Raw genomic sequence first — 23,702 nt, 5'->3', positions numbered from 1 at the left:
CAAAAGTTTAATTTTTATTCGAATAAGAAAATGAGCACAGAAAACGAAGAATGGCGCGAAGACTCCAAGAGCGAGAATACAGACGCCGGCCGTGATGGTAACAGAAGTTATAACAGAGAAGGTGGATACAATCGTCCTTCATACAATCGTGAAGGTGGCGACCGTCCTTATCGTCCGAGATTTAATAGTAATAGTGAAGATCGTCCGCAGCGTTCTTATGGCGACCGCCCTCAACGTCCTTCATATAACCGTGAAGGTGGCGACCGTCCTTACCGCCCGCGCTTTAACAGCGAAGGTGGTGATCGTCCGCAGCGTTCTTATGGCGACCGTCCGCAACGTCCTTCATACAACCGTGAAGGTGGCGACCGTCCTTATCGCCCGCGCTTTAACAGCGAAGGTGGTGACCGTCCGCAGCGTTCTTATGGCGACCGTCCGCAACGTCCTTCATACAACCGTGAAGGTGGCGACCGTCCTTACCGCCCGCGCTTTAACAGCGAAGGTGGCGACCGTCCGCAGCGTTCTTATGGCGACCGTCCCCAACGTCCTTCATACAACCGTGAAGGCGGTGACCGTCCCTATCGCCCGAGATTCAATAGCGATAACAGATCGCAAGGGTTCTCACGTCCGGTGCGCCGTACGGGAGATTACGATCCGAATGCTAAATACAGTAAGAAGAAACAGATTGAATACAAAGAACAGTTTGTTGATCCGAATGAGCCGATTCGTCTGAATAAATTCTTGGCCAATGCGGGAGTTTGCTCTCGTCGTGAAGCAGATGAATTTATCACAGCAGGTGTGGTTTCTGTTAATGGTGAGGTTGTTACAGAATTGGGTACAAAGATCAAACGTGCCGATGTGGTGAAGTTCCATGACGAAACAGTCAGTATTGAACGCAAAGTGTACGTGTTGCTGAACAAACCGAAAGATTGTGTGACTACTTCGGATGATCCTCAGGCTCGTCTGACTGTTATGGATCTGGTGAAAGGAGCTTGTGCTGAACGTATTTACCCGGTAGGACGTCTGGACCGTAACACAACAGGTGTATTGCTGCTGACCAATGACGGTGATTTGGCATCGAAGTTGACACATCCGAAATACTTGAAGAAGAAGATTTATCATGTATATCTGGACAAGAACCTGACAAAGGCGGATATGGATCAGATTGCAGCCGGTATCCAGTTGGAAGACGGCGAGATTCATGCAGATGCTATCAGCTATTCCGATGAAGTGAAACGCGATCAGGTGGGTATCGAGATCCACTCGGGAAAGAACCGTATTGTACGCCGTATATTTGAATCATTAGGCTACAAGGTGGTGAAACTCGACCGTGTATTCTTTGCCGGACTGACTAAGAAAGGATTGCGTCGCGGTGAGTGGCGTTACCTTACGGAACAGGAAGTAAACTTCCTCCGGATGGGATCTTTTGAATAATAAAGGAATTTAAAAGATGGTAGTCGGAAGCCGATAGTCTGGTGTTTGTTGTTCTCCAGCTACTGGCTTCTGACTACTATATATAATAATGTATATAAAATAGTTTTATGGAAAAGATTAGTAGAACAAAAATTGTCGACCTGATAAAGCGTGAAGATTTTGGCGCTATGGTCAATGTGAAAGGATGGGTTCGCACCCGCAGAGGTAGCAAACAAGTTAACTTTATCGCACTGAATGACGGTTCTACAATAAATAATGTGCAGGTCGTAGTCGATCTGGCAAACTTTAATGAAGAGATGCTGAAGCAAATCACTACCGGCGCTTGTCTGAGCGTGAACGGTGTATTGACGGAGTCGGTAGGTTCCGGTCAGAAGGCTGAAGTGCAAGCTCGTGAGATTGAAGTGCTGGGTGCTTGTGACAATACATATCCGCTACAGAAGAAAGGTCACTCAATGGAGTTCTTGCGTGAGATTGCTCATTTGCGTCCACGTACCAATACTTTTGGAGCAGTATTCCGTATTCGTCATAATATGGCTATTGCCATCCATAAATTCTTTCATGAAAAGGGATTCTTCTATTTTCATACCCCCATCATTACGGGATCTGACTGTGAAGGTGCAGGACAGATGTTCCAAGTGACTACCATGAACTTGTATGACCTGAAAAAAGATGAGAACGGCTCTATCATATACGATGACGACTTCTTTGGCAAACAGGCCAGCTTGACTGTTTCCGGTCAGCTTGAAGGCGAATTGGCTGCCACTGCTCTCGGAGCTATCTATACGTTCGGTCCTACTTTCCGTGCAGAAAATTCTAACACTCCGCGCCATTTGGCCGAGTTCTGGATGATCGAACCGGAAGTGGCTTTCAATGAAATTCAGGAGAATATGGATTTAGCTGAAGAGTTCATTAAATATTGTGTGAAGTGGGCTTTGGATAACTGTGCCGACGATGTGAAGTTCCTGAACGACATGTTCGACAAGGGGCTGATAGAACGTCTGGAAGGTGTACTGAAAGAAGACTTTGTGCGTTTGCCATATACGGAAGGTATCAAGATCCTGGAAGAAGCTGTTGCCAAAGGACATAAGTTTGAGTTCCCGGTTTATTGGGGAGTTGACCTGGCTTCTGAACATGAACGTTATCTGGTGGAAGACCACTTTAAACGTCCGGTGATCTTGACCGACTATCCAAAGGAAATAAAGGCATTCTATATGAAACAGAATGAAGACGGCAAAACTGTACGCGCCATGGATGTGCTTTTCCCGAAGATCGGGGAGATTATCGGTGGTTCGGAGCGTGAGTCGGATTACAATAAGTTGATGACACGTATCGAAGAGATGCATATTCCGATGAAGGATATGTGGTGGTATCTGGATACCCGTAAGTTCGGTACTTGTCCGCACTCCGGATTCGGACTGGGATTTGAGCGCTTATTGCTCTTTGTAACCGGGATGTCTAATATCCGTGATGTAATTCCATTCCCGCGTACTCCGCGTAATGCCGATTTTTGATGAATCATACCTGAATATTCATACAAATGATAAGAAACTCGCATATTCTTTTGATTATGCGAGTTTTTTTATGTCTTAAGATTGCTTATTTTATAAAAGAAATCTTTATATTTGTGACAGACAGACGAATTAAAGTGTTAACTAAAATCGTACAGATATGAAAAAACTTTATTTTTTTACCATGCTGGCGGCAATGCTGTTTGCGGTAACGAATGTGATGGCACAAAAGGGTAACTTTAAACCTGCTAATCTGAAAGGAATCTGGCAATTGTGCCATTATGTTTCAGAGAGTCCGGATGCTCCGGGAGTGCTTAAACCGAGTAACACTTTCAAAGTGCTGAGTGATGATGGAAGAATTGTGAACTTTACGATTCGTCCGGGATCGGATGCTATTATAACCGGCTATGGCAACTATGAACAGTTGTCAGACCATACTTATGCTGAAAGTATTGAAAAGAATATTCATTTGCCGATGCTCGATAATCAGGATAACGTTCTTACTTTTGAACTTATCGATGATAAAATCTTGCATCTTAAATACTTTATAGAGAAGGACCTGAATGGCAATGAATTGAACTGCTGGTATAATGAAACCTGGAAACGCATTGAGATGCCTGATAAATTCCCGGATGATATTGTAAGATAATTCAGATTATAACAACGGATTTACGGACTGCAGGTAGCAAGCTGCCGATTATGCCTTGTGGCGTTGATTGAGTGGTGAATTGTTACTTGCAGTCTCTTTTTTTGTCTGCCGGCTGCTGTTCATAGTCGATAGCTTGGTGCTCGTTATCAATCGGATAAATCCAAAAAAAGGCAGAAATAGTTTGCCAATTCAAAGAAAAGCCGTACTTTTGCAAGCCGATTATTATCTCAAAAGGATAAGAGATTAATTCATAGCAAGTTAATCTTCCTTTGTCCGGGGAAGGTTGATAAGTGGTGAAGAAAATTTTTAGTAGTAACATTTAAAAAACAAATTAAGAGTGGATACTTTAAGTTACAAGACCATTTCTGCAAACAAGGCAACTGTAACCAAAGAATGGGTTATCGTTGATGCTACAGACCAAACATTAGGTCGTCTGGGAGCAAAAGTTGCGAAACTGTTGAGAGGAAAGTATAAACCAAACTTTACTCCTCATGTAGACTGCGGTGATAACGTTATTATCATCAATGCAGACAAAGTAAAATTAAGTGGTAATAAATGGAATGACAGAGTTTATTTGTCTTACACTGGCTATCCCGGTGGTCAGAGAGAAATGACTCCTGCTCGTTTGATTGCCAAACCTAACGGTGAAGACAGATTACTGAGAAAAGTAGTGAAGGGCATGCTTCCTAAAAACAGATTGGGAGCTAAGTTGCTGAGCAATATGTATGTATACGCTGGTAGCGAACACAAGCACGACGCTCAGAACCCGAAAGCAATTGATATAAACTCACTTAAATAAGATATAATGGAAGTAGTAAATGCATTAGGCAGACGTAAACGTGCGATTGCACGCGTATTCGTAAGCGAAGGTACAGGAAAGATTACTATTAACAAGAGAGACCTTGCAGAGTACTTTCCATCAACTATTCTTCAGTATGTTGTTAAACAACCATTGAACAAACTTGGTGTTGCTGAGAAGTATGACATTAAGGTTAATCTGTGTGGTGGTGGTTTCACTGGTCAGTCTCAGGCTTTGCGTTTAGCTATTGCCCGTGCGCTGGTTAAGATCAACGCTGAAGATAAGTCAGCTCTTCGTTCGGAAGGCTTCATGACACGTGATCCGCGTTCTGTTGAACGTAAGAAACCGGGTCAGCCGAAAGCTCGTAGAAGATTCCAGTTCAGCAAGCGTTAATGGGCTGTCTGACGGAATATGTTTAGTATCTAAACTACCGGGACTCTTAAACAGGCTACCCGGCGGTTGGTTTAGAAAAAACAAAAAAGAAAGTAAACGATTTAAAGAAAAAACAAGATGTCAAGAACAAATTTTGATACATTACTGGAAGCCGGTTGCCACTTCGGACACCTTAAAAGAAAGTGGAACCCTGCAATGGCTCCTTATATTTTCATGGAACGCAATGGTATCCATATCATTGACCTCCACAAAACTGTTGCAAAAGTTGACGAAGCCGCAGAAGCTTTGAAACAGATTGCAAAATCAGGCAAGAAAGTCCTTTTTGTTGCTACTAAAAAACAAGCTAAACAGGTGGTTGCTGAAAAAGCTGCATCTGTAAACATGCCTTATGTTATCGAACGTTGGCCGGGTGGTATGTTGACTAACTTCCCTACTATCCGTAAGGCAGTGAAGAAGATGACTACAATCGACAAGCTGACAGCTGATGGTACTTACTCAAATTTGTCTAAGAGAGAAGTTCTTCAGATTTCTCGTCAGCGTGCTAAGTTGGACAAGACTTTGGGTTCTATCGCTGACCTGACTCGTCTGCCGTCTGCGCTGTTCGTTATCGACGTAATGAAAGAAAATATCGCTGTTCGCGAAGCTAACCGTTTGGGTATCCCTGTATTTGGTATCGTTGATACTAACTCAGATCCTACAAACATCGACTTCGTTATTCCGGCAAATGATGACGCTACTAAATCAGTAGAAGTTATTCTCGATGCTTGCTGCGCTGCAATGATCGAAGGTCTGGAAGAAAGAAAAGCTGAGAAGATCGATATGGAAGCTGCCGGTGAAGCCCCTGCTAACAAAGGCAAGAAGAAATCAGCTAAGGCAAGACTCGATAAATCTGACGAAGAAGCAATTAATGCAGCTAAAGCTGCTGCTTTCCTGAAGGAAGACGAAGAGGCTTAATATAATAATGTGCCAATTTGCTAATGTGCCGGTGCACCTGTAAGGGTGTTGGCATTTTGATTGGCAGATTGGCACATTTTGTTTATTCAAACGATTATTCATTTTAAAATATAAAAGATATTATGGCTGTAACAATGGCTGATATAACCAAGCTCCGTAAAATGACCGGTGCTGGTATGATGGACTGCAAGAACGCGTTGACTGAAGCTGAGGGCGATTTCGACAAAGCAATGAAGATTATTCGCGAAAAAGGACAGGCAGTTGCTGCAAAACGTTCTGACCGTGAAGCTTCTGAAGGTTGTGTTCTGGTAAAAGTTGAAAATGGCTTTGGTGCTATCATCGCTTTGAAGTGCGAAACCGACTTCGTTGCTCAGAATGCTGATTTCGTGAAACTTACTCAGGATATTCTGGACGCTGCTGTAGCTAACAAGTGCAAAACTCTGGAAGAAGTTTTGGCTCTTCCGATGGGTGACGCTACTGTTGCTCAGGCTGTAACGGACAGAAGCGGTATTACCGGTGAAAAGATGGAACTGGATGGCTACATGGTTTTGGAAGGTGCTACAATTTCTGCTTACAACCATATGAACAGAAACGGCCTTTGCACTATGGTTGCTTTCAATAAGAATGTTGACGAACAGCTGGCTAAGCAAGTGGCTATGCAGGTTGCCGCTATGAATCCGATTGCAGTTGACGAGGATGGTGTTTCTGAAGAAGTGAAGCAGAAGGAAATCGAAGTTGCCATTGAGAAGACAAAAGTTGAACAGGTACAGAAGGCTGTAGAAGCTGCTTTGAAGAAAGCCAATATCAATCCGGCTCATGTGGACAGCGAAGACCACATGGAAAGCAATATGGCTAAAGGCTGGATTACAGCCGAAGATGTTGCGAAGGCAAAAGAAATCATTGCTACTGTTTCTGCTGAAAAGGCTGCAAATATGCCTGAACAAATGATTCAGAACATTGCTAAAGGACGTTTGGGCAAGTTCTTAAAGGAAGTTTGCTTGCTGAACCAGGAAGATATCATGGATGCCAAGAAGACAGTGAGAGAAGTGTTGAAAGAAGCTGATCCTGAATTGAAAGTCGTTGACTTCAAACGTTTCACTTTGAGAGCTGAATAATCTCAAGGAATCAAGTATATAGAAACGGCCGCACAGAAACTCTGTAGCGGCCGTTTTTTTGTGGCTGTCCATAATGTTGCGGTTCTCTGTTTATACAGAATCCGGGACAGTGCTTTTGTGCATAAAGTGAATGGATTTATCCTCCTACTGCTTTTGTTTTCGTATACCCTTCTTTCTTCAGTAGTTCTACTATTTTTTGTTTGAAGTCTCCCTGTATGATCATCTCTCCGTCTTTGGCCGATCCGCCTACTCCGCATTTCGTCTTGAGGAGTTTTCCCAAATCTTTCAGATCGTTCTCGGTGCCGACAAAGCCGGTAATCAGGGTTACGACTTTACCGCCCCGGTTCTTCCGGTCCAACTGTACCCGTAAGTTCTGTTGTGGCGGTTCCAGGGTTACTTGCTCTTCGTCATCATCCATTTCGTAATTATAATCCGGGTTAGTGGAGTAAACCACGTTCAGCCGGTCTTTCCAATCGCTGTTCTTCATTTTTCCAGTCTATTAATTAAGCTCAAAAATAATATATTGTTCCGAACCTTGCAAACTCTTAAGTGTCCCCGGGCGTTTTTGTATGTAGAAATTATGTTAAGCTTCTATGACATCCTTATGGCATTTCGGAAAAAATAGTGTAATTTTGTCAATCGCTAATGTAAAAGCAGAATGAAGTGACTATGAATAATCAGATACAGCATAAAGACAGTACAAAGGTCCCGGAGCCTACTTTACGTAGGTTGCCTTGGTATCTTTCGAATGTAAAGTTGCTGAAGCAGAAAGGCGAACGCTATGTCTCTTCCACTCAGATATCTAAAGAAATAAACATCGATGCTTCACAGATTGCGAAAGATTTGTCGTATGTTAATATTTCCGGCCGTACTCGTGTGGGTTATGAGGTAGATGCGCTGATTGCTGTTCTGGAAGATTTTCTTGGCTTTACGAATATGCACAAGGCTTTCCTTTTCGGTGTGGGTAGTCTGGGAGGAGCGTTGCTACGTGACTCCGGTCTTAGCCATTTCGGTCTGGAGATTGTGGCAGCTTTTGATGTGAACCCGACATTGGTAGGTACTACGCTTAATGGCATTCCGATTTTCCATTCCGATGATTTTCTGGAGAAGATGAAAGAGTATGGTGTACACATCGGTGTGCTGACTGTGCCCATCGAGATTGCCCAATGCATTACGGATACGATGGTAGCCGGTGGTATTAAAGCCGTCTGGAATTTTACTCCCTTCCGTATTCGCGTCCCGGAAGATATTGTGGTGCAGAATACGTCACTTTATGCCCATCTTGCTGTCATGTTTAACCGTTTGAACTTTAATGAAACAGAATAGATCATGAAGATTATAGCTGTTGGAATGAATTATGCCCGGCACAACGAAGAGTTGGGACATACGTTGGAGAATAAAGAGCCGGTAATCTTTATGAAACCCGATTCGGCTATCCTCAAAGACGGGAAGCCTTTCTTTATTCCCGATTTCTCAAATGAAGTGCATTATGAAACCGAGCTGGTGGTACGTATCAACCGCTTGGGGAAGAATATTGCTCCGCGCTTCGCTCATCGTTACTACGATGCACTAACGGTCGGTATCGACTTCACTGCGAGGGATTTGCAGCGTCAGTTCCGTGCAGCCGGCAATCCTTGGGAGTTGTGCAAAGGTTTTGATAGTTCCGCTGCGATTGGTACATTTGTACCGGTAGAACGCTTTGCCGATGTGCAGAATCTCCGTTTTCATCTGGATATAGACGGAAACACCGTGCAGCAGGGGTATACGGCTGATATGCTGTTTAAGATAGATGATATTATTGCTTATGTCAGTCGTTTTGTGACCCTGAAAATCGGCGATCTGCTCTTTACCGGGACTCCTGTGGGAGTGGGTCCGGTCAGTATCGGCCAGCACTTGGAGGGGTATCTTGAAGCAGAGAAGTTGCTCGATTTCTATATCCGGTAAATCCGGGAATTCCTTTATTCATCTATAAAAATAACTCTTATGAAAATAAAAGTAGGTTTTGGTTTCGACGTCCACCAACTGGTAGAAGGGCGTGAACTTTGGTTGGGGGGCATTCTTTTGGAACATGAAAAAGGGTTGTTAGGACACTCGGATGCCGATGTACTGGTACATGCTATTTGCGATGCTTTGCTGGGTGCTGCCAATATGCGCGATATCGGCTATCACTTCCCCGACAATGCCGGTGAGTATAAGAATATAGACAGCAAGATTTTATTGAAGAAAACAGTGGAACTGATCGCCACCAAGGGGTACCAAATAGGTAATATCGACGCAACGATCTGTGCGGAGCGTCCTAAACTAAAAGCCCATATCCCTTCTATGCAGCAGGTGCTTGCCGAAGTGATGGGCATTGATGCGGATGATATCTCGATTAAAGCCACTACTACCGAGAAGCTCGGTTTTACCGGGCGGGAAGAAGGCATCTCCGCTTATGCAACCGTGCTGATCAATCGCGTGTGATTAAATTCAACTCCTAAACGTAATATAGTATGAAAAAGATTCTTGGGACCTTATTGGCCGTTTTGTTTTCTTTCATGGCAATAAATGATGGTGTTGCCCAAAGTTCCGTCTTACGATTCAATAAAGACGGTAAATTTAAAATCGTCCAGTTTACCGATGTACATTTTAAGTATGGCAACCCGGCCTCAGATATAGCCCTTGAGCGTATAGGGGAAGTGTTGGATGCCGAACATCCCGATCTCGTAATTTTCACCGGTGATGTTGTTTATTCTTCTCCTGCCGATAAAGGTATGCTCCAGGTACTTGAACAAGTGGAACGTCGTAAGCTTCCATTCGTTGTTACTTTTGGCAACCATGATAATGAACAGGGAAAGACCCGTGCCGAACTCTATGACCTGATTCGTGGTGTACCCGGCAATTTGTTGCCCGATCGTGGCGCTTCTCCTTCGCCCGACTATGTACTGACAGTGAAATCCTCTGCCGATGCCGTAAAGGATGCCGCATTGCTCTATTGTATGGACTCACATTCTTACTCTTCACTCAAGGATGTAGACGGATATGCATGGCTGACTTTCGGTCAGATCTCGTGGTATCGTGATCAAAGCGCCGCTTATACAGCGCAGAACGGTGGCAAACCTTATCCGGCACTGGCCTTTTTCCATATTCCCCTTCCGGAGTATAATGAAGCTGCTGCCAATGAAAATGCCATTCTTCGTGGTACCCGTATGGAGAAAGCCTGCGCACCGAAATTGAATACCGGTATGTTTGCTGCCATGAAAGAGGCGGGCGATGTGATGGGTGTTTTCGTAGGACATGATCACGATAACGATTATGCTGTGATGTGGAAGAACATCCTTTTGGCCTACGGTCGTTTTACCGGTGGTAATACAGAGTACAATCATTTGCCTAATGGTGCGCGCATTATTGTGTTGAACGAAGGTAGCCGTACGTTTGATACCTGGATTCGTCAGAAAGGCGGGATAGTAGACTCTACTTCCTATCCGTCCAGTTATGTAAAAGACGACTGGACAAAGCGTTAACTTACCTGACGAAACTTCACATGGCTCAAACGTGTATACTTTGAGCCGTAACTTTCGTAAGTGCGCGCTACCCTTGCCGAGGCGATGTGGACTATTTCACCCGGACGGAACTCATGTTCCAGGGCCGGGAGCTGACAAGATACAGGACTGGGTGTCTTTGAGGAAATCTTCATGATCACCAGATTTCCCGATGGGTCGGTCAGTGTCACTATCTGCCGTACAAAGAACTGAACGGCGCTTCCCACGACCCTTGTTTTATATGGATCGTCTTCAAGCCGTACCTTCACTACTTTGAGATTCAGACTCTCTAACTTTTCCCCTTCGTTACCCAGAAAGCGGCTGGCTTCGCGTTTTTGGCGTGCTTTTCGTTGCATGATGTCCAGATGCACCGAGTGGTATACTTGTGCGATTGCAACAAAACGCTCCTGTTTCGGGATTTTAGGAGTGTATTTGTAGGCTATCCAACTCAGGTAAGCCGGATCGATTTTCAGGATTTCGTGTAAATAATGTCCGTGATATCTGCCGAACGATATAATGTCGTCTCCATTGTTTTGCATTCTTTTTTCATTGTATTCCACGATCAGCAGACAGCGTCTGGAGAAGAAAAACAGCGTACTTGCCATCCGTAATGATTCGTTGATGTCGGCGGAAAGCTCGTGGATAAACAGAAGTCTGTTCTTTTCAAGTGAGGGAGAGTAAACCCAAACCGAATAGGTGGGATGTCCCGGTCTCGGCAGAACCACAAAGTAGGCTCCTGCCTCTTTGTAGGACATGCGGCCCCGGTTGTATTCATTCAGTTTGGCATACAACAGAGCTTGTTCAGCTTCGGGTATTCCCGGTAGTTTTGGGTTTGCCATATCTGAGTTTCTTATTACTCAAATATACAGATTCTTTTTGAAGAAAGCAAATGGTTTTAGCTGTTTTTTTTATTCTTCGTATTTCTTGTATCTCTTTTATTATTGCGGAAAGAGTGAAGACGATGTAATAACATTTTGGAGCTTCCCGGCAGTGACAGATGGAAATGACGGAGAAGAAGACCATTGTCTGCGCTGATTAAATGAAATTGTGATTTTGATATATCTCATCCTGTTTTGTGTGCAAAAAGTAATGATAATGCTGTTTTTGCTAACAGCCCTTTCCTTCCGGAACTGCAAACTGGAGGGGACGGGGCGGAAGAACGGTGCTTTTGATGACGGAAAGCCGGGGTTTTGAAAGATTAGAGCCGGGGTTTGGGGGTAAAAGACGGTTGGTTTTCCGGAAAAGAAGGAAGCATTTCTTCCAAAAGACGGTTACATTTTCCGAAAATGCTTATATGTTTTCCAAATATCTCTATATGTTTTTCCTAATAACTCCTATTGTGCCGGAATCTGGCCTCCGAAGTGTTTGAATCTTCTCTGGTTGTCAGTGGAAAAGAGAGCTTACTGAAGTAATAAAAAGAACCTGTATCTCTTGTTACACTGTCCTTATGTTCCGGTTTTATTTCTTTTTCTGTCTCAGGGCTTATCTCTTTCCTGATTCCCTGCCAAAAGGATAATCTCCTAACCGGAAATAAGCCGTTTTTCTCCATGAACCTTGCCGGAGCTTCGAAAAACTGAAACGTGGAGAGGTTCTGTTATCAATTTGACAAACAGACAAAAGGGGACTGTGTCAAAACTCACCACAGAGTACACAGAGTAACACAGAGACGATTTTAGGTTGTTGATTATCAATAAAAAGACTCTGTGATACTCTGTGTTACTCCGTGGTGAAAGAAGTTTCGACACACCCTCATGGTATTGCATTGATCATACATCCTTTAGTTTTAAAGTTTGTATACTAACTTGTCCAATTGATTGTATTCTGCCGGGAATCTCGTACATTTGCATTCTTCGTAAAAAGAGAATGAATATGAAAGAATTCAATAAACGTGTTCTTGTCGGCATGAGCGGGGGAATAGACAGTACCGCCACTTGCCTGATGCTGCAAGAGCAGGGATACGAGATAGTAGGTGTCACCATGCGTGTCTGGGGCGATGAGCCGCAGGACGCCAGAGAGTTGGCAGTACGTATGGGGATAGAACATTATGTGGCCGACGAACGTGTTCCTTTTAAAGATACTATTGTCAAAAACTTTATAGACGAGTACCGGCAGGGACGTACGCCGAACCCTTGCGTGATGTGCAATCCGTTATTTAAGTTCCGCATGTTGATAGAATGGGCTGACAAACTGGGCTGTGATTGGATAGCCACCGGACATTACTCCCGGTTGGAAGAACGGAACGGGTACATCTATATTGTTGCCGGTGATGATGAAAAGAAAGACCAGTCCTATTTCCTCTGGCGATTGGGGCAGGACGTCCTGCGACGCTGTATCTTTCCTTTGGGCAACTACACCAAGCAGACTGTGCGCGACTATCTGCGTGAGAAAGGTTACGAAGCCAAGTCGAAAGAGGGGGAAAGCATGGAAGTCTGCTTCATTAAAGGTGATTATCGGGACTTTCTTCGTGAACAGTGCCCGGAACTTGATGCGGAGATCGGTCCGGGATGGTTTGTCAGTTCCGAAGGCGTGAAGCTGGGGCAACATAGGGGTTTTCCTTATTATACCATCGGCCAGCGTAAAGGACTCGAGATCGCACTGGGCAAACCGGCTTATGTCTTGAAAATTAATCCGCAGAAGAACACTGTAATGCTGGGGGATGCCGAACAGTTGAAAGCCGGATATATGGTGGCGGAACAAGATAATATTGTGGATGAGGACGAACTGTTTTCGTGCCCGGAACTCGCAGTACGTATCCGTTACCGTAGCCGTCCGATTCCTTGCCGGGTGAAAAGGCTTGAAGACGGACGCCTTTTGGTTCGTTTTCTTGCAGAAGCCTCGGCGATTGCTCCGGGACAGTCGGCCGTGTTCTATGACGGACGGCGAGTGATAGGTGGAGCATTTATCGCTTCGCAACGCGGCATCGGATTGGTGATAGAACAAAACAAAAACTGGGAATAAAAACGGAAAAATAAAAATACGAAATGAAAAAATTAGCACTTATTGCCTTAGCCTTCGTAGCCTTGGAGGCATCGGCACAACAGGATACGTTGAAGTATCGCATCAGCCTGAAAGATAAGGCTGCCACAACCTACTCACTGAAGCATCCCGAGAAGTTTCTGTCAGAAAAGGCGATTGCCCGCCGCCAACGTCAACAGCTGCCCATCGATTCGACCGATTTGCCCGTATGCCGTCAGTATGTGGATGCCATTCGCGACAAGGGAGTGAAGATCGTAGTCACCGGAAAATGGGATAATTTCGTCACCGTATCTTGCAACGACAGTACTGTGATAAGCGAAATAGCTGCGCTGCCTTTTGTGCGCGCTACGGAGAAGGTGTGGGTTGCCCCGTCGAAACCTGCTGCGGAAGATAAACGCGACTCTCTGGTGAACAGTCCGGCCAGGAGCGAAGCCTATTATGGTCCCGCTTTCCGGCAAATAGAGACCAGCAATGGCGAGAAACTGCATGAAGCCGGATTCAAGGGGCAAGGCATGACCATCGCTGTGATCGATGCCGGATACCATAACGTAGACAAGATTGATGCGATGAAGAATATCCGCATCCTGGGTACAAAGGACTTTGTCGAACCGGGAAGCGATATCTATGCCAAAGGCTCGCATGGGATGGCCGTTTTGTCTTGCATGGCAATGAACGAACCTTACGTGATGGTGGGTACGGCTCCCGAAGCTTCCTACTGGCTGCTTCGCAGTGAAGATGAAGCGTCCGAACATCTGGTAGAGCAAGACTATTGGGCGGCGGCCGTAGAGTTTGCCGATAGTGTGGGAGTGGATGTGGTGAATACTTCGCTGGGATATTTCACTTTCGATGATTCTACCAAGAACTATAAATATCGTGACCTGGACGGACACCATGCACTGATGTCCCGCCAGGCGTCGAAAATGGCAGATAAAGGAATCGTACTGGTATGCAGTGCCGGTAACTCGGGCGCCTCCTCCTGGAAGAAGATCACGGCACCGGGTGATGCGGAGAATGTGCTGACGGTAGGTGCTATCGACCGTAGAGGTGTGTTGGCTTCGTTTTCTTCTATCGGCAACACAGCCGATAATCGCGTGAAACCCGATGTGGTTGCCGTGGGACTGAACTCGGATGTGATGGGGACAAACGGTAATTTGCGCAAAGCGAGCGGCACTTCGTTTGCTTCACCGATCCTGTGCGGCATGGTGGCTTGCCTGTGGCAAGCTTGTCCGCAACTGACTGCTAAGGAAATCATCGAACTGGTGCGTCAATCCGGCGACCGGGTGGATTTCCCCGATAACATCTATGGATACGGAGTGCCCGATCTGTGGAAGGCCTATCAATCTGCTTCTAAGAAAAAATAAAGTATGCAAGACACCCTTTCTCTTCACGAACTGAATGCTTTGGTCCGGCGGAGCCTGGAACAGTGCCTGCCCGATGAATACTGGGTACAGGCGGAGTTGAGCGATGTCCGTACAAACAGTACGGGACATTGCTATCTGGAGTTTGTCCAGAAAGATCCCCGCAGCAATAATCTGATAGCCAAAGCGAGGGGAACGATCTGGGCCAATATCTACCGGCTGCTGAAGCCCTATTTCGAAGAAGCCACCGGGCAGTCGTTTACTTCCGGCATTAAGGTGCTGGTTAAAGTGACCGTTGCTTTCCATGAATTGTACGGTTACAGTCTGACTGTGCAGGACATCGATCCTACCTATACATTGGGGGATATGGCACGCCGGCGCCGGGAAATACTCAGGCAACTTGCAGAAGAAGGAGTGTTGACGCTGAACAAAGAACTGGAAATGCCTTTGCTGCCGCAACGCATTGCGGTCATCTCTTCGGCTACGGCTGCGGGGTATAGTGACTTCTGCCATCAATTGCAGCACAACTCCCGTGGATTTTACTTCAATACGGAACTTTTCCCCGCTCTGATGCAGGGCAATCAGGTGGAAGAGTCCGTATTGGCCGCTCTCGATGCAGTAAATGCCCGGATGGAAGAGTTCGACGTAGTTGTCATTATTCGTGGAGGAGGGGCAACTTCCGACCTTTCCGGATTCGACACCTACCTGCTGGCCGCTGCCTGTGCCCAATTTCCGCTGCCTGTTATAACGGGAATCGGGCACGAACGGGACGATACCGTGCTCGATTCCGTAGCACATACCCGGGTGAAAACTCCGACAGCTGCGGCCGAATTGTTAATCAACCGGATGGAAGAGGCCGCGGATCGGCTTGAAGAGTTGGCCGGAGAATTGCATGCCCGCATCTATCACCGTCTGGAGCAAGAGCGAAAGAGACTTTCACTGTTACAGTCGCGCATTCCTTCACAAGTGATGCGCAAGCTTTCGGAATCGCGGATAAAGTTGCAAATGGCAAAGAGCAACCTCTCTCATGCTGCTGAGACCTTATTGGCCCGTCAGCATCATCGGTTGGAACTTTTACAAAACCGCATTGCGGATGCTTCACCACAAAAACTACTGAAACGGGGATACAGCATAACGCTGAAAGAGGGGAAGGCGGTGAAAAATGCTGCCTGTCTGCGACCGGGAGACGAGTTGATTACCCGTCTTTACGAAGGTGAAGTGAAATCGAAAGTAGAAAGTATTCCTTTATAATGATAAATATGCCAGCAAAGAAAAAAGAAACCTATTCACAGGCCATGGAACGTCTGGAAAAGATCGTTCGCCAGATTGACAGTAACGAACTGGAGATTGACGAACTGAGTGAAAAAATAAAAGAAGCCAATGAAATAATAGCTTTCTGCGCCGGAAAGCTGACAAAGGCGGATCGGGAAATTGAAAAATTACTGCAAGAAAGGAGGCTATCTGAAGAATAAAGGTTATTTTTGTTGCTCAATCGAAAATAACTAATAACTAACGATATGAAAGAGATAGACTGGGCCAATCTGTCATTCGGCTATATGAAGACAGATTACAATGTGAGAATCAATTTCCGTAACGGCAAATGGGGCGAACTTGAGATAAGCAGCAGCGAAGTGCTGAATCTGCATATGGCTGCCACTTGTCTTCACTATGGCCAGGAGGCTTTCGAGGGCTTGAAAGCTTTCCGTGGTAAAGACGGTAAGGTACGTATTTTCCGTCTGGAAGAGAATGCCGCACGTCTGCAATCCACCTGTCAGGGCATCATGATGGCAGAATTGCCGACCGAACGTTTTAAGGAAGCTATTCTGAAAGTAGTGAAATTAAACGAACGCTTCATCCCGCCTTATGAGAGTGGGGCGTCCTTGTACATTCGCCCGTTGCTTATCGGAACCAGTGCCCAGGTAGGGGTTCATCCGGCAGATGAATACATGTTTGTCGTGTTTGTCACACCGGTAGGCCCTTATTTCAAAGGTGGTTTTTCTACCAATCCTTATGTCATTATCCGCGAGTACGACCGTGCCGCTCCTCACGGAACCGGTATCTACAAAGTTGGTGGTAACTATGCAGCCAGCCTGCGTGCCAACAAAAAAGCGCACGATCTGGGCTACTCCTGTGAGTTCTACCTGGATGCCAAAGAAAAGAAATACATTGATGAATGCGGAGCAGCCAACTTCTTTGGTATTAAAGACAATACATACATTACACCGAAGTCTACTTCTATCCTTCCTTCCATCACCAATAAGAGCCTGATGCAGTTGGCAGAAGATATGGGCATGAAAGTAGAGCGGCGTCCTGTACCGGAAGAAGAACTGAGCACTTTCGAAGAAGCAGGAGCTTGCGGTACTGCTGCTGTCATCAGTCCGATCGAACGTATCGATGACCTTGAGAATGGTAAATCATACGTAATTTCGAAAGACGGAAAGCCGGGTCCTGTTTGTGAGAAACTCTACAACAAGCTGCGTGGTATCCAGTACGGTGACGAGCCCGACACTCACGGATGGGTGACCATTGTAGAATAAACGTTCGATAAATGAACTACAAAATAACAACCCTCGCAGAAAACAGTGTTTACGGTAAGGGATTACAGGGAGAGCATGGGCTTTCCCTGCTTGTTGAAGCGGGGGAACACAAGGTGCTGTTTGATACCGGTGCTTCGGATTTGTTTATCCGGAATGCCCGTTTGATGGGAGTCGATCTGACCGATGTGGAATTTGTAATACTGTCCCACGGACATCGTGACCATACAGGTGGATTGCATACTTTCCTGAAAATGAACAGCAGGGCAAAGGTGGTATGTAAACAAGAAGTGTTCCGCAGGAAGTTCAAGAATGAACGTGAAAACGGAATGTTGCATCCCGAAGCATTGGATAAGTCCCGCTTTTGGCTGATCGACGAAACTACGGAGATTGTACCGGGTGTATTTGCGTTTGCGGATGTCAGGATAGTAGACAGGAACGACACGCACTTTGAGCATTTCTTCGTGGAGATAGGAGGCGAGATGCGTCCCGATACCTTTGAAGATGAACTGGCATTGATATTGAAGAGTGAAAAATCCCTTTCAGTGCTGAGTGCCTGTTCGCACCGGGGGATTACCAATATTATTCGTGCCGTGCAGACTGCATTTCCGGGATTGGGACTGAAACTGGTGATGGGAGGCTTTCATATCCATAACGCAGGCATAGAAAAGTTCAATGTGATTTCCGCTTTTCTGGGCATGAAGCTTCCCAAACGTCTGGGAGTCTGCCATTGTACGGGCATTGACAAATATGCGTTGTTCCGCCAGCAATTTAACGACCGGGTGTTTTATAACTATACCGGCTGGGTAGAAACGATTTAACTTTTTTGAATGGGAAAAAATAAATTAGAGAAGTTTGCCGATATGGCAAGTTATCCGCATGTTTTTGAGTATCCTTACTCGGCAGTGGACAATGTGCCTTTTGACATGAAGGGAAAATGGCACAAAGAGTTTTTTAAGAACGATAACCCGATTGTACTTGAGTTGGGTTGCGGGCGCGGCGAATATACCGTCGGACTGGGACGGATGTTCCCTGATAAGAATTTTATTGCGGTAGACATTAAGGGAGCCCGCATGTGGACGGGAGCCACCGAATCTCTTCAGGCAGGCATGAAGAATGTTGCTTTTCTGCGTACCAACATTGAGATCATCGACCGTTTTTTTGCGGAAGGCGAAGTGAGTGAGATCTGGCTGACTTTCTCTGATCCGCAAATGAAGAAAGCGACCAAACGCCTGACTTCTACCTATTTTATGGAACGTTATCGTAAGTTTTTGGTGTCCAACGGTATTATCCATCTGAAGACAGACAGTAACTTTATGTTCACCTATACCAAATATATGATTGAGGAGAACAAACTGCCGGTGGAGTTTATCACCGAAGATCTTTATCACTCCGATCTCGTTGATGACATTCTGGGCATCAAGACCTATTATGAACAACAATGGCTCGATCGTGGTTTAAGCATTAAATACATCAAATTCCTGTTACCGCAGGAAGGAGAATTGAGAGAACCGGATATTGAAATTGAACTCGATTCGTACCGGAGCTATAACCGTAGCAAGCGGAGCGGATTGCAGACATCTAAATAATACAAACTATGACAATCTATCCTAAATTGATACTCGATGCACTGGCTACAGTGCGTTATCCCGGAACCGGAAAGAATCTTGTGGAGGCCGGTATGGTGGAGGATAACATTCGTATAGAGGGAATGAAGGTTTCATTCTCCCTGATTTTTGAAAAACCGACCGATCCGTTTATGAAGTCGGTGATAAAGGCTGCTGAAACAGCTATTCTTACCCATGTGAGCAAAGACGTGGAGATAGCAGGAAATATCAGTGTGAAAACAGTACAGGCTGCACGTCCCGAAGTCGGTAAATTGTTACCCCGGGTAAAGAATATCATAGGTATCTCTTCCGGTAAAGGAGGGGTGGGCAAATCTACCGTGTCGGCCAATCTGGCTGTAGCGTTGGCTAAGTTGGGTTATAAAGTCGGTTTACTGGATGCCGACGTTTTCGGTCCTTCCATGCCGAAAATGTTTCAGGTAGAAGATGCCCGTCCGTACGCTGAAAAAATAGACGGACGCGATATGATTATTCCTGTTGAGAAGTATGGTGTAAAATTACTTTCTATCGGTTTCTTTGTCGATCCTGACCAAGCTACTTTATGGCGTGGGGGGATGGCGAGCAATGCGCTGAAGCAGTTGATCGGAGATGCTGCCTGGGGAGATCTGGACTATTTCCTGATCGATCTGCCACCGGGAACAAGTGACATTCACCTGACCGTAGTTCAGACATTGGCCTTGACCGGTGCCGTTGTTGTTAGTACTCCGCAGGCTGTGGCTTTGGCCGATGCACGTAAAGGGATCAACATGTTCACTAATGATAAGGTGAATGTTCCTATTCTTGGTCTGGTGGAAAATATGGCTTGGTTCACTCCGGCAGAACTTCCGGAGAACAAGTATTATCTTTTCGGGAAAGAAGGTGCCAAGAAGCTGGCTGAAGAGATGAATGTTCCGTTGTTGGGACAGATTCCGATTGTACAGAGTATCTGCGAGGGCGGCGATAACGGTACCCCTGTTGCTTTGGATGAGAATACGGTTACCGGCCGTGCATTTCTTTCGTTGGCTGCCAGTGTAGTACGACAGGTGGACAAACGGAATGTGGAAATGGCTCCCACAAAGATTGTAGAGTTACATAAGTAACGATAAGCGCTTTTAAATGATGAACGATCGGTTCCTTGTCCCATAGGCAGGAGCCGATCGTTCTTTGTTTATTGTTTGTTGTCCGGAGGGTTAATCATATACTTTCATCAATTCCTCTTTTATTTGGGCTACACCCGGGAATCCTGTCTTTTGGTGTTTGACATTTCCTTCCCGATCGATGATGAGATAGGTGGGTACGCCTCTTATGTCGAATTTATCACCTAAGAAACTCCATTGGGCATCCGTTAAACGGAAATGCTCACCATGGATATCCGGAATCATGTTCTCCCATGTTTTCAGGGGTGAAGTTTCGCCGGTAATGTAAAGGTAAACGATATCCTTTCCTTTCAACTCTTCCTTTAGCGGCAGCATTGCTTTATTGGCCATGCGACACGGGCCACACCAGGTTGCCCAGAAATCGGCCAGGATTACTTTACCCCGGAATTTAGAGATAATGGATGTAAACAGGTTTTCATCACTGACTTCCCCTACTTCATGAATAGTATATCCGGTTTTCTTTTTATTGGCTTCAATGGTTTTCAGAAGTTGTTCATTGCCCTCCCGCAGTTCATTTTGGCAAGCGGATGGAAGAGTGGCAAGCAGGACTTCCTGTTCGGCGGTCAGGGGGGTAAAGTCTTTGATAGATGAATAGAGTTCGTTTGCTTTATTAATATCGAAATAAACCCCTTTGTCGGTTCCCCATGCTTTAACCAGTTCATCTCTCCAATGACGCAGGTAATACGGAACCAGTTCGGTCAACCGGGGATTGTAAAGTAATGCCATGGTGTTGAGAGAGCCAAGTGGTCTGAAAGCATCCGCGTAATAGTTTTCAGGCAGTTTTATTTGAGTCGTTTTAAAGTATTCCCTAACTTCTTCGTTTTTCATTTTATGCTCCATGGCATAAGCCTGCTTGATGGCCATTTCCGTTAAAGAGATAGCCTGGGCAGTACCGGCGTCTACCTGATTGATTAATACCGTTTTGAGCGCTTGACTGATTGAGGCTTTCTGTATGGATTCAAGAATAGTAGCCCGTTTGCCATAAATAAAGTCTTTATAGGCTTGGGCGTCCATTCCTGCTATGTCACGGAATAGTTGACGGTAATTATCCATAACGGAAGGATTTAGGTTACATTTAAAAGATTCCTGTGACAGCCCGGCTAATGCGCCGCCAAAGTAAACAGCTTCGCCATAAGGTTTGTCGTCCTTATGGAACTTGGATTGTTGCCGGCATAGTTCGCGGGTATTGATAATGATACTGCTCTCTTCGCCCGGTACCACGTAGGAAGAAATCATTTTACCGAAAATACGGAGGGCGACCGAAGTAGTGGCAGGTACTTTTATTTGAGTGGCAAATGTGCCGTCATTGTTTATTTTTACTTCCGCTCCTTCGTAGGCACCTTTTACCGGGTCAAATACAATCGGTGCTATTTTGGAGATGAGCCCCGGGCGATAATCCAGAATCTTTCCTTTGAAAGTGGCTTCTTTGTATTCGAATTTCGGTTCGGGCAATGTATTGTTTATGTCTACTTTCTGCACAATGGCTTCTTGGGGTAACAAAAGTTCGGGGAGAGCTTTACCTTTAAGTTGAATCCCCCATATCTTGAATGCCCCTTGAACATTGTCCCCTTCGGAGAAATCGATAGAAGTGGCTGAAGGCGGTATTGGCGGAAAAACTAAACGGAATTCCGCTTCACCGGATTCGGGCATCCAGAATTCCGTGTCGGGTTTAATACCGATCCCCGAACGTAAAACGTAGGTTTCCCCGTTATTGTCTTTCAGGAAACTTTGTCCGGAAATCCGGATCCATTGTTTGGGTTGATAGAATGCTTTGATATAAAGTACTGTAGCCGTGTCGCTGAGGACGACTTTATCTATTTGAATCGAGGTACTGCTCCAAGCTATGAATGGCGGCTGTTCTATGACTTTTTCTTTGGTTTTGGCAAGGTTGCAGATGCACAACAAGAGAATGGCAATAAATGTGATTTTTCTCATACTATTTTTATTAAAGTGATTTTCAGGTTGGGAGTACGGTTAGGCCAGACGGAACCGGATGGGGAGTGTGAATCGGGTCGCTACGTTCTTGCCTTTTTGTTTCCCGGGTATCCATTGGGGCATACTGTTTACTATACGGAGTGCCTCGGCATTCAGTTCCGGTGATACCCCCCGAACTATTTTGGGATTGCTTATTTTTCCGTTCTTATCAATAACCATTTGTATGACAACCTGTCCTTGTATTCCCGCTTCCATTGCGACTGTAGGATATTTTATATTTTTGTACATATATGCTAAGCAAGCTTTCATTCCACCGGGGAATTCGGCAGCTTGTTCAACTACATCAAAAACTTTATTTTCAAGATTCTTATCGGAACTACTTGTCGTTTCGGACGCTTCACCTATCAGTCGAAACTGTACCGGGACGGTCATTCTGGTTGCTACGGCTATTCCTCTTTGTCTTCCGGGATGCCACTTAGGCATCTCTTTTATTACACGTAATGCTTCGGCGTCCAGCGTTGGATGTGCACTTTTCACTACTGTGCAGTCGGTAATCGTTCCGTTTGCCCGGATTATAAACTGGACAACGACTTGTCCGTGTATTCCGTTTTCCTGAGCGATAGGGGGGTAGCGGAGGTGACTGTTGATGAACCTATTCATTTCTGTCAATCCTCCTGGAAACTCCGGCATCTTCTCAACTACTTCAAAAACAGTTTGTTCTTCCGGATTTCTTTGGGTTGTTTGTCGGGCTGCGTTGTCCGCTTGAGATTGCGGAGCATCTGCCGTATGGGATGGGGCGTTTTCTTCAATCGGAGATTTCGGTTCAATCTGTTCTTCTACTGTTTGTATCACTTCCTGTGCGATACTTTTAGTAGTACGTGCCACGGCTTCGATGTTGCTGACTATCATTAGGGCGAGAGCCAACGGGAGAAATAACAGATATTTGGTCCGTCCTATCTCTTTGGTTCTTTTTTTGTTCATCATGGTGATGCGATTCTTCAATGGCAGCACATTGAAACTGTTGGAGAGAGTGATTGTACTTTTCTGATGGGCCAATCCCAATAAGTGATACTGATAAGATTTTGAATCATGTCCGGCTTCCAGTACACGGTTGTCGGCCATGTACTCCAGGTTGTTCCGTACTTCCCGTTTCATCAACCATGCAAACGGGTTGAACCAACAGGCGATACACATCAGTTCGCTGATGATAACATCTATGGAGTGCTTTTGCCGGGCATGCGTTCCTTCGTGAGTAAGGATCTCGCTTAACTCATTGTGCGGATGTGCTTGCGGATGAATGAAGATCCAATGGAAAAAAGAGAACGGACCACTTTCTTTGTCAAGCAAATAGACAGGAATTCCTTCTATCTGATCTTTCTGACAATGAAAACGCAACCGCAAAATACTGGCAAACTGGGCAACGAAGCGTATTAAAAGTAATACGACTCCTGCCCAATAGATGATATTCACTGTAGATAAAATGATGTTTTGCCAATCCGTAGTCGCAACTTCAGGAGTTATTTCAATTTCGGGCAATACAATGGTTGCGTATAAATCGGCCATTGCTACCATAGGTTCGTGCGATCTGATCCACTCCTGAATATTCAGCACCGGGTAGAGTGGAGAAATGATAAAGAAGCAAAGCAAAACAATCCTTCGCCACTGAAAAAAGGTGTCTCTGTAGAAAAACAACCGATAGAAGGCGTAGAATAAAGCAATTGCTATGTTTATCTTCAGGAAGTATGCCAGTTCGGGAGTCATGTTTTTC

General features: G+C 45.4%; 24 protein-coding genes. 19 read left to right on the top strand and 5 right to left on the bottom strand.

The annotated features are described in order from the left end of the window. Positions 1 to 30: 30 nt before the first annotated feature. The 3 genes from DBK98_RS01460 to DBK98_RS01450 all read left to right on the top strand — a co-directional run bounded on the left by DBK98_RS01460 (position 31) and on the right by DBK98_RS01450 (position 3,588). On the top strand, positions 31 to 1,431 hold the full coding sequence (locus DBK98_RS01460) for a pseudouridine synthase (protein ID WP_032536207.1): 1,401 nt from the start codon (positions 31 to 33) through the stop codon (positions 1,429 to 1,431). 107 nt (positions 1,432 to 1,538) lie between these two features. Then, the gene (gene asnS / locus DBK98_RS01455; protein ID WP_005782430.1) at positions 1,539 to 2,942 is read left to right on the top strand and encodes an asparagine--tRNA ligase; all 1,404 of its coding nucleotides are present in this window, start codon (positions 1,539 to 1,541) and stop codon (positions 2,940 to 2,942) included. A 157-nt stretch (positions 2,943 to 3,099) separates the two neighbouring features. Further along, positions 3,100 to 3,588: a DUF4488 domain-containing protein gene (locus DBK98_RS01450; RefSeq protein ID WP_005782431.1), complete on the top strand. Its 489-nt coding sequence runs from the start codon at positions 3,100 to 3,102 to the stop codon at positions 3,586 to 3,588. 82 nt (positions 3,589 to 3,670) lie between these two features. Here the strand turns inward: DBK98_RS01450 and DBK98_RS01445 are convergent, their stop codons facing one another. Continuing rightward, positions 3,671 to 3,907 carry a hypothetical protein gene (locus DBK98_RS01445; RefSeq protein WP_005811169.1) on the bottom strand — a complete coding sequence of 79 codons (237 nt, stop codon included), beginning with the start codon at positions 3,905 to 3,907 and terminating at the stop codon, positions 3,671 to 3,673. 18 nt (positions 3,908 to 3,925) lie between these two features. On the opposite strand from DBK98_RS01445, the gene rplM reads away from it, so the two are divergent. The 4 genes from rplM to tsf all read left to right on the top strand — a co-directional run bounded on the left by rplM (position 3,926) and on the right by tsf (position 6,849). Continuing rightward, complete coding sequence (rplM, locus tag DBK98_RS01440) at positions 3,926 to 4,387, top strand: 50S ribosomal protein L13 (RefSeq protein ID WP_005782434.1); 462 nt, start codon at positions 3,926 to 3,928, stop codon at positions 4,385 to 4,387. A gap of 6 nt (positions 4,388 to 4,393) precedes the next feature. Next, the gene (gene rpsI, locus DBK98_RS01435) at positions 4,394 to 4,780 is read left to right on the top strand and encodes a 30S ribosomal protein S9 (protein ID WP_005782436.1); all 387 of its coding nucleotides are present in this window, start codon (positions 4,394 to 4,396) and stop codon (positions 4,778 to 4,780) included. Between the two features lie 117 nt (positions 4,781 to 4,897). Further along, positions 4,898 to 5,734 carry a 30S ribosomal protein S2 gene (gene rpsB / locus DBK98_RS01430; protein WP_005782438.1) on the top strand — a complete coding sequence of 279 codons (837 nt, stop codon included), beginning with the start codon at positions 4,898 to 4,900 and terminating at the stop codon, positions 5,732 to 5,734. A gap of 122 nt (positions 5,735 to 5,856) precedes the next feature. Further along, positions 5,857 to 6,849, top strand: a complete 993-nt coding sequence (gene tsf / locus DBK98_RS01425) for a translation elongation factor Ts (protein ID WP_005811164.1) — start codon at positions 5,857 to 5,859, stop codon at positions 6,847 to 6,849. Between the two features lie 136 nt (positions 6,850 to 6,985). On the opposite strand, the gene DBK98_RS01420 is transcribed toward tsf, so the two are convergent. Then, positions 6,986 to 7,336: a translation initiation factor gene (locus DBK98_RS01420; RefSeq protein WP_005782442.1), complete on the bottom strand. Its 351-nt coding sequence runs from the start codon at positions 7,334 to 7,336 to the stop codon at positions 6,986 to 6,988. Between the two features lie 176 nt (positions 7,337 to 7,512). Between DBK98_RS01420 and DBK98_RS01415 the strand changes: the two genes are divergently transcribed. From DBK98_RS01415 to DBK98_RS01400, 4 genes are all read left to right on the top strand, one after another. After that, a complete protein-coding gene (locus DBK98_RS01415; RefSeq protein WP_005811161.1) occupies positions 7,513 to 8,175 on the top strand; it encodes a redox-sensing transcriptional repressor Rex in 663 nt (220 codons plus the stop codon). Positions 8,176 to 8,178: 3 nt separating this feature from the next. Beyond that, the gene (locus DBK98_RS01410) at positions 8,179 to 8,793 is read left to right on the top strand and encodes a fumarylacetoacetate hydrolase family protein (protein ID WP_005821969.1); all 615 of its coding nucleotides are present in this window, start codon (positions 8,179 to 8,181) and stop codon (positions 8,791 to 8,793) included. 39 nt (positions 8,794 to 8,832) lie between these two features. After that, entirely contained in the window at positions 8,833 to 9,312 is a 480-nt protein-coding gene (ispF, locus tag DBK98_RS01405) for a 2-C-methyl-D-erythritol 2,4-cyclodiphosphate synthase (RefSeq protein WP_005782445.1), read from the top strand. A 74-nt stretch (positions 9,313 to 9,386) separates the two neighbouring features. Next, positions 9,387 to 10,352: a metallophosphoesterase family protein gene (locus DBK98_RS01400; protein ID WP_175413959.1), complete on the top strand. Its 966-nt coding sequence runs from the start codon at positions 9,387 to 9,389 to the stop codon at positions 10,350 to 10,352. Here the strand turns inward: DBK98_RS01400 and DBK98_RS01395 are convergent. After that, a complete protein-coding gene (locus DBK98_RS01395; protein WP_032536206.1) occupies positions 10,349 to 11,209 on the bottom strand; it encodes a hypothetical protein in 861 nt (286 codons plus the stop codon). The genes DBK98_RS01400 and DBK98_RS01395 overlap by 4 nt on opposite strands. A 1,030-nt stretch (positions 11,210 to 12,239) precedes the next feature. Here DBK98_RS01395 and mnmA point away from each other — a divergent pair. The 8 genes from mnmA to DBK98_RS01355 are packed head-to-tail and all read left to right on the top strand — an operon-like array spanning position 12,240 to position 19,942. After that, the gene (gene mnmA / locus DBK98_RS01390) at positions 12,240 to 13,328 is read left to right on the top strand and encodes a tRNA 2-thiouridine(34) synthase MnmA (protein ID WP_032536232.1); all 1,089 of its coding nucleotides are present in this window, start codon (positions 12,240 to 12,242) and stop codon (positions 13,326 to 13,328) included. A gap of 23 nt (positions 13,329 to 13,351) precedes the next feature. After that, complete coding sequence (locus DBK98_RS01385) at positions 13,352 to 14,707, top strand: S8 family serine peptidase (protein ID WP_005811149.1); 1,356 nt, start codon at positions 13,352 to 13,354, stop codon at positions 14,705 to 14,707. Between the two features lie 3 nt (positions 14,708 to 14,710). Continuing rightward, on the top strand, positions 14,711 to 15,955 hold the full coding sequence (gene xseA / locus DBK98_RS01380) for an exodeoxyribonuclease VII large subunit (protein WP_032536205.1): 1,245 nt from the start codon (positions 14,711 to 14,713) through the stop codon (positions 15,953 to 15,955). Between the two features lie 8 nt (positions 15,956 to 15,963). Further along, positions 15,964 to 16,176 (top strand): exodeoxyribonuclease VII small subunit, encoded by a 213-nt coding sequence (xseB, locus tag DBK98_RS01375; protein WP_005782452.1) that lies wholly within the window; start codon positions 15,964 to 15,966, stop codon positions 16,174 to 16,176. Positions 16,177 to 16,221: 45 nt separating this feature from the next. Continuing rightward, positions 16,222 to 17,241: a branched-chain amino acid aminotransferase gene (locus DBK98_RS01370; RefSeq protein ID WP_005782453.1), complete on the top strand. Its 1,020-nt coding sequence runs from the start codon at positions 16,222 to 16,224 to the stop codon at positions 17,239 to 17,241. A gap of 11 nt (positions 17,242 to 17,252) precedes the next feature. Continuing rightward, positions 17,253 to 18,059 (top strand): MBL fold metallo-hydrolase, encoded by an 807-nt coding sequence (locus DBK98_RS01365; RefSeq protein ID WP_005811144.1) that lies wholly within the window; start codon positions 17,253 to 17,255, stop codon positions 18,057 to 18,059. A 9-nt stretch (positions 18,060 to 18,068) separates the two neighbouring features. Continuing rightward, entirely contained in the window at positions 18,069 to 18,827 is a 759-nt protein-coding gene (gene trmB, locus DBK98_RS01360; protein WP_005782457.1) for a tRNA (guanosine(46)-N7)-methyltransferase TrmB, read from the top strand. Between the two features lie 8 nt (positions 18,828 to 18,835). Next, positions 18,836 to 19,942 (top strand): Mrp/NBP35 family ATP-binding protein, encoded by a 1,107-nt coding sequence (locus DBK98_RS01355; RefSeq protein ID WP_005782459.1) that lies wholly within the window; start codon positions 18,836 to 18,838, stop codon positions 19,940 to 19,942. A gap of 90 nt (positions 19,943 to 20,032) precedes the next feature. Here the strand turns inward: DBK98_RS01355 and DBK98_RS01350 are convergent, their stop codons facing one another. After that, complete coding sequence (locus DBK98_RS01350) at positions 20,033 to 21,934, bottom strand: thioredoxin domain-containing protein (protein ID WP_032536204.1); 1,902 nt, start codon at positions 21,932 to 21,934, stop codon at positions 20,033 to 20,035. A 39-nt stretch (positions 21,935 to 21,973) separates the two neighbouring features. Continuing rightward, a complete protein-coding gene (locus DBK98_RS01345; RefSeq protein WP_032536203.1) occupies positions 21,974 to 23,695 on the bottom strand; it encodes a M56 family metallopeptidase in 1,722 nt (573 codons plus the stop codon). Positions 23,696 to 23,702 lie beyond the last annotated feature (7 nt).

The sequence above is a fragment of the Bacteroides sp. PHL 2737 genome, assembly GCF_004115325.2.
In the GTDB taxonomy this organism is placed as follows: domain Bacteria; phylum Bacteroidota; class Bacteroidia; order Bacteroidales; family Bacteroidaceae; genus Bacteroides; species Bacteroides hominis.
This window is presented reverse-complemented; position numbering and strand designations above follow the sequence as displayed.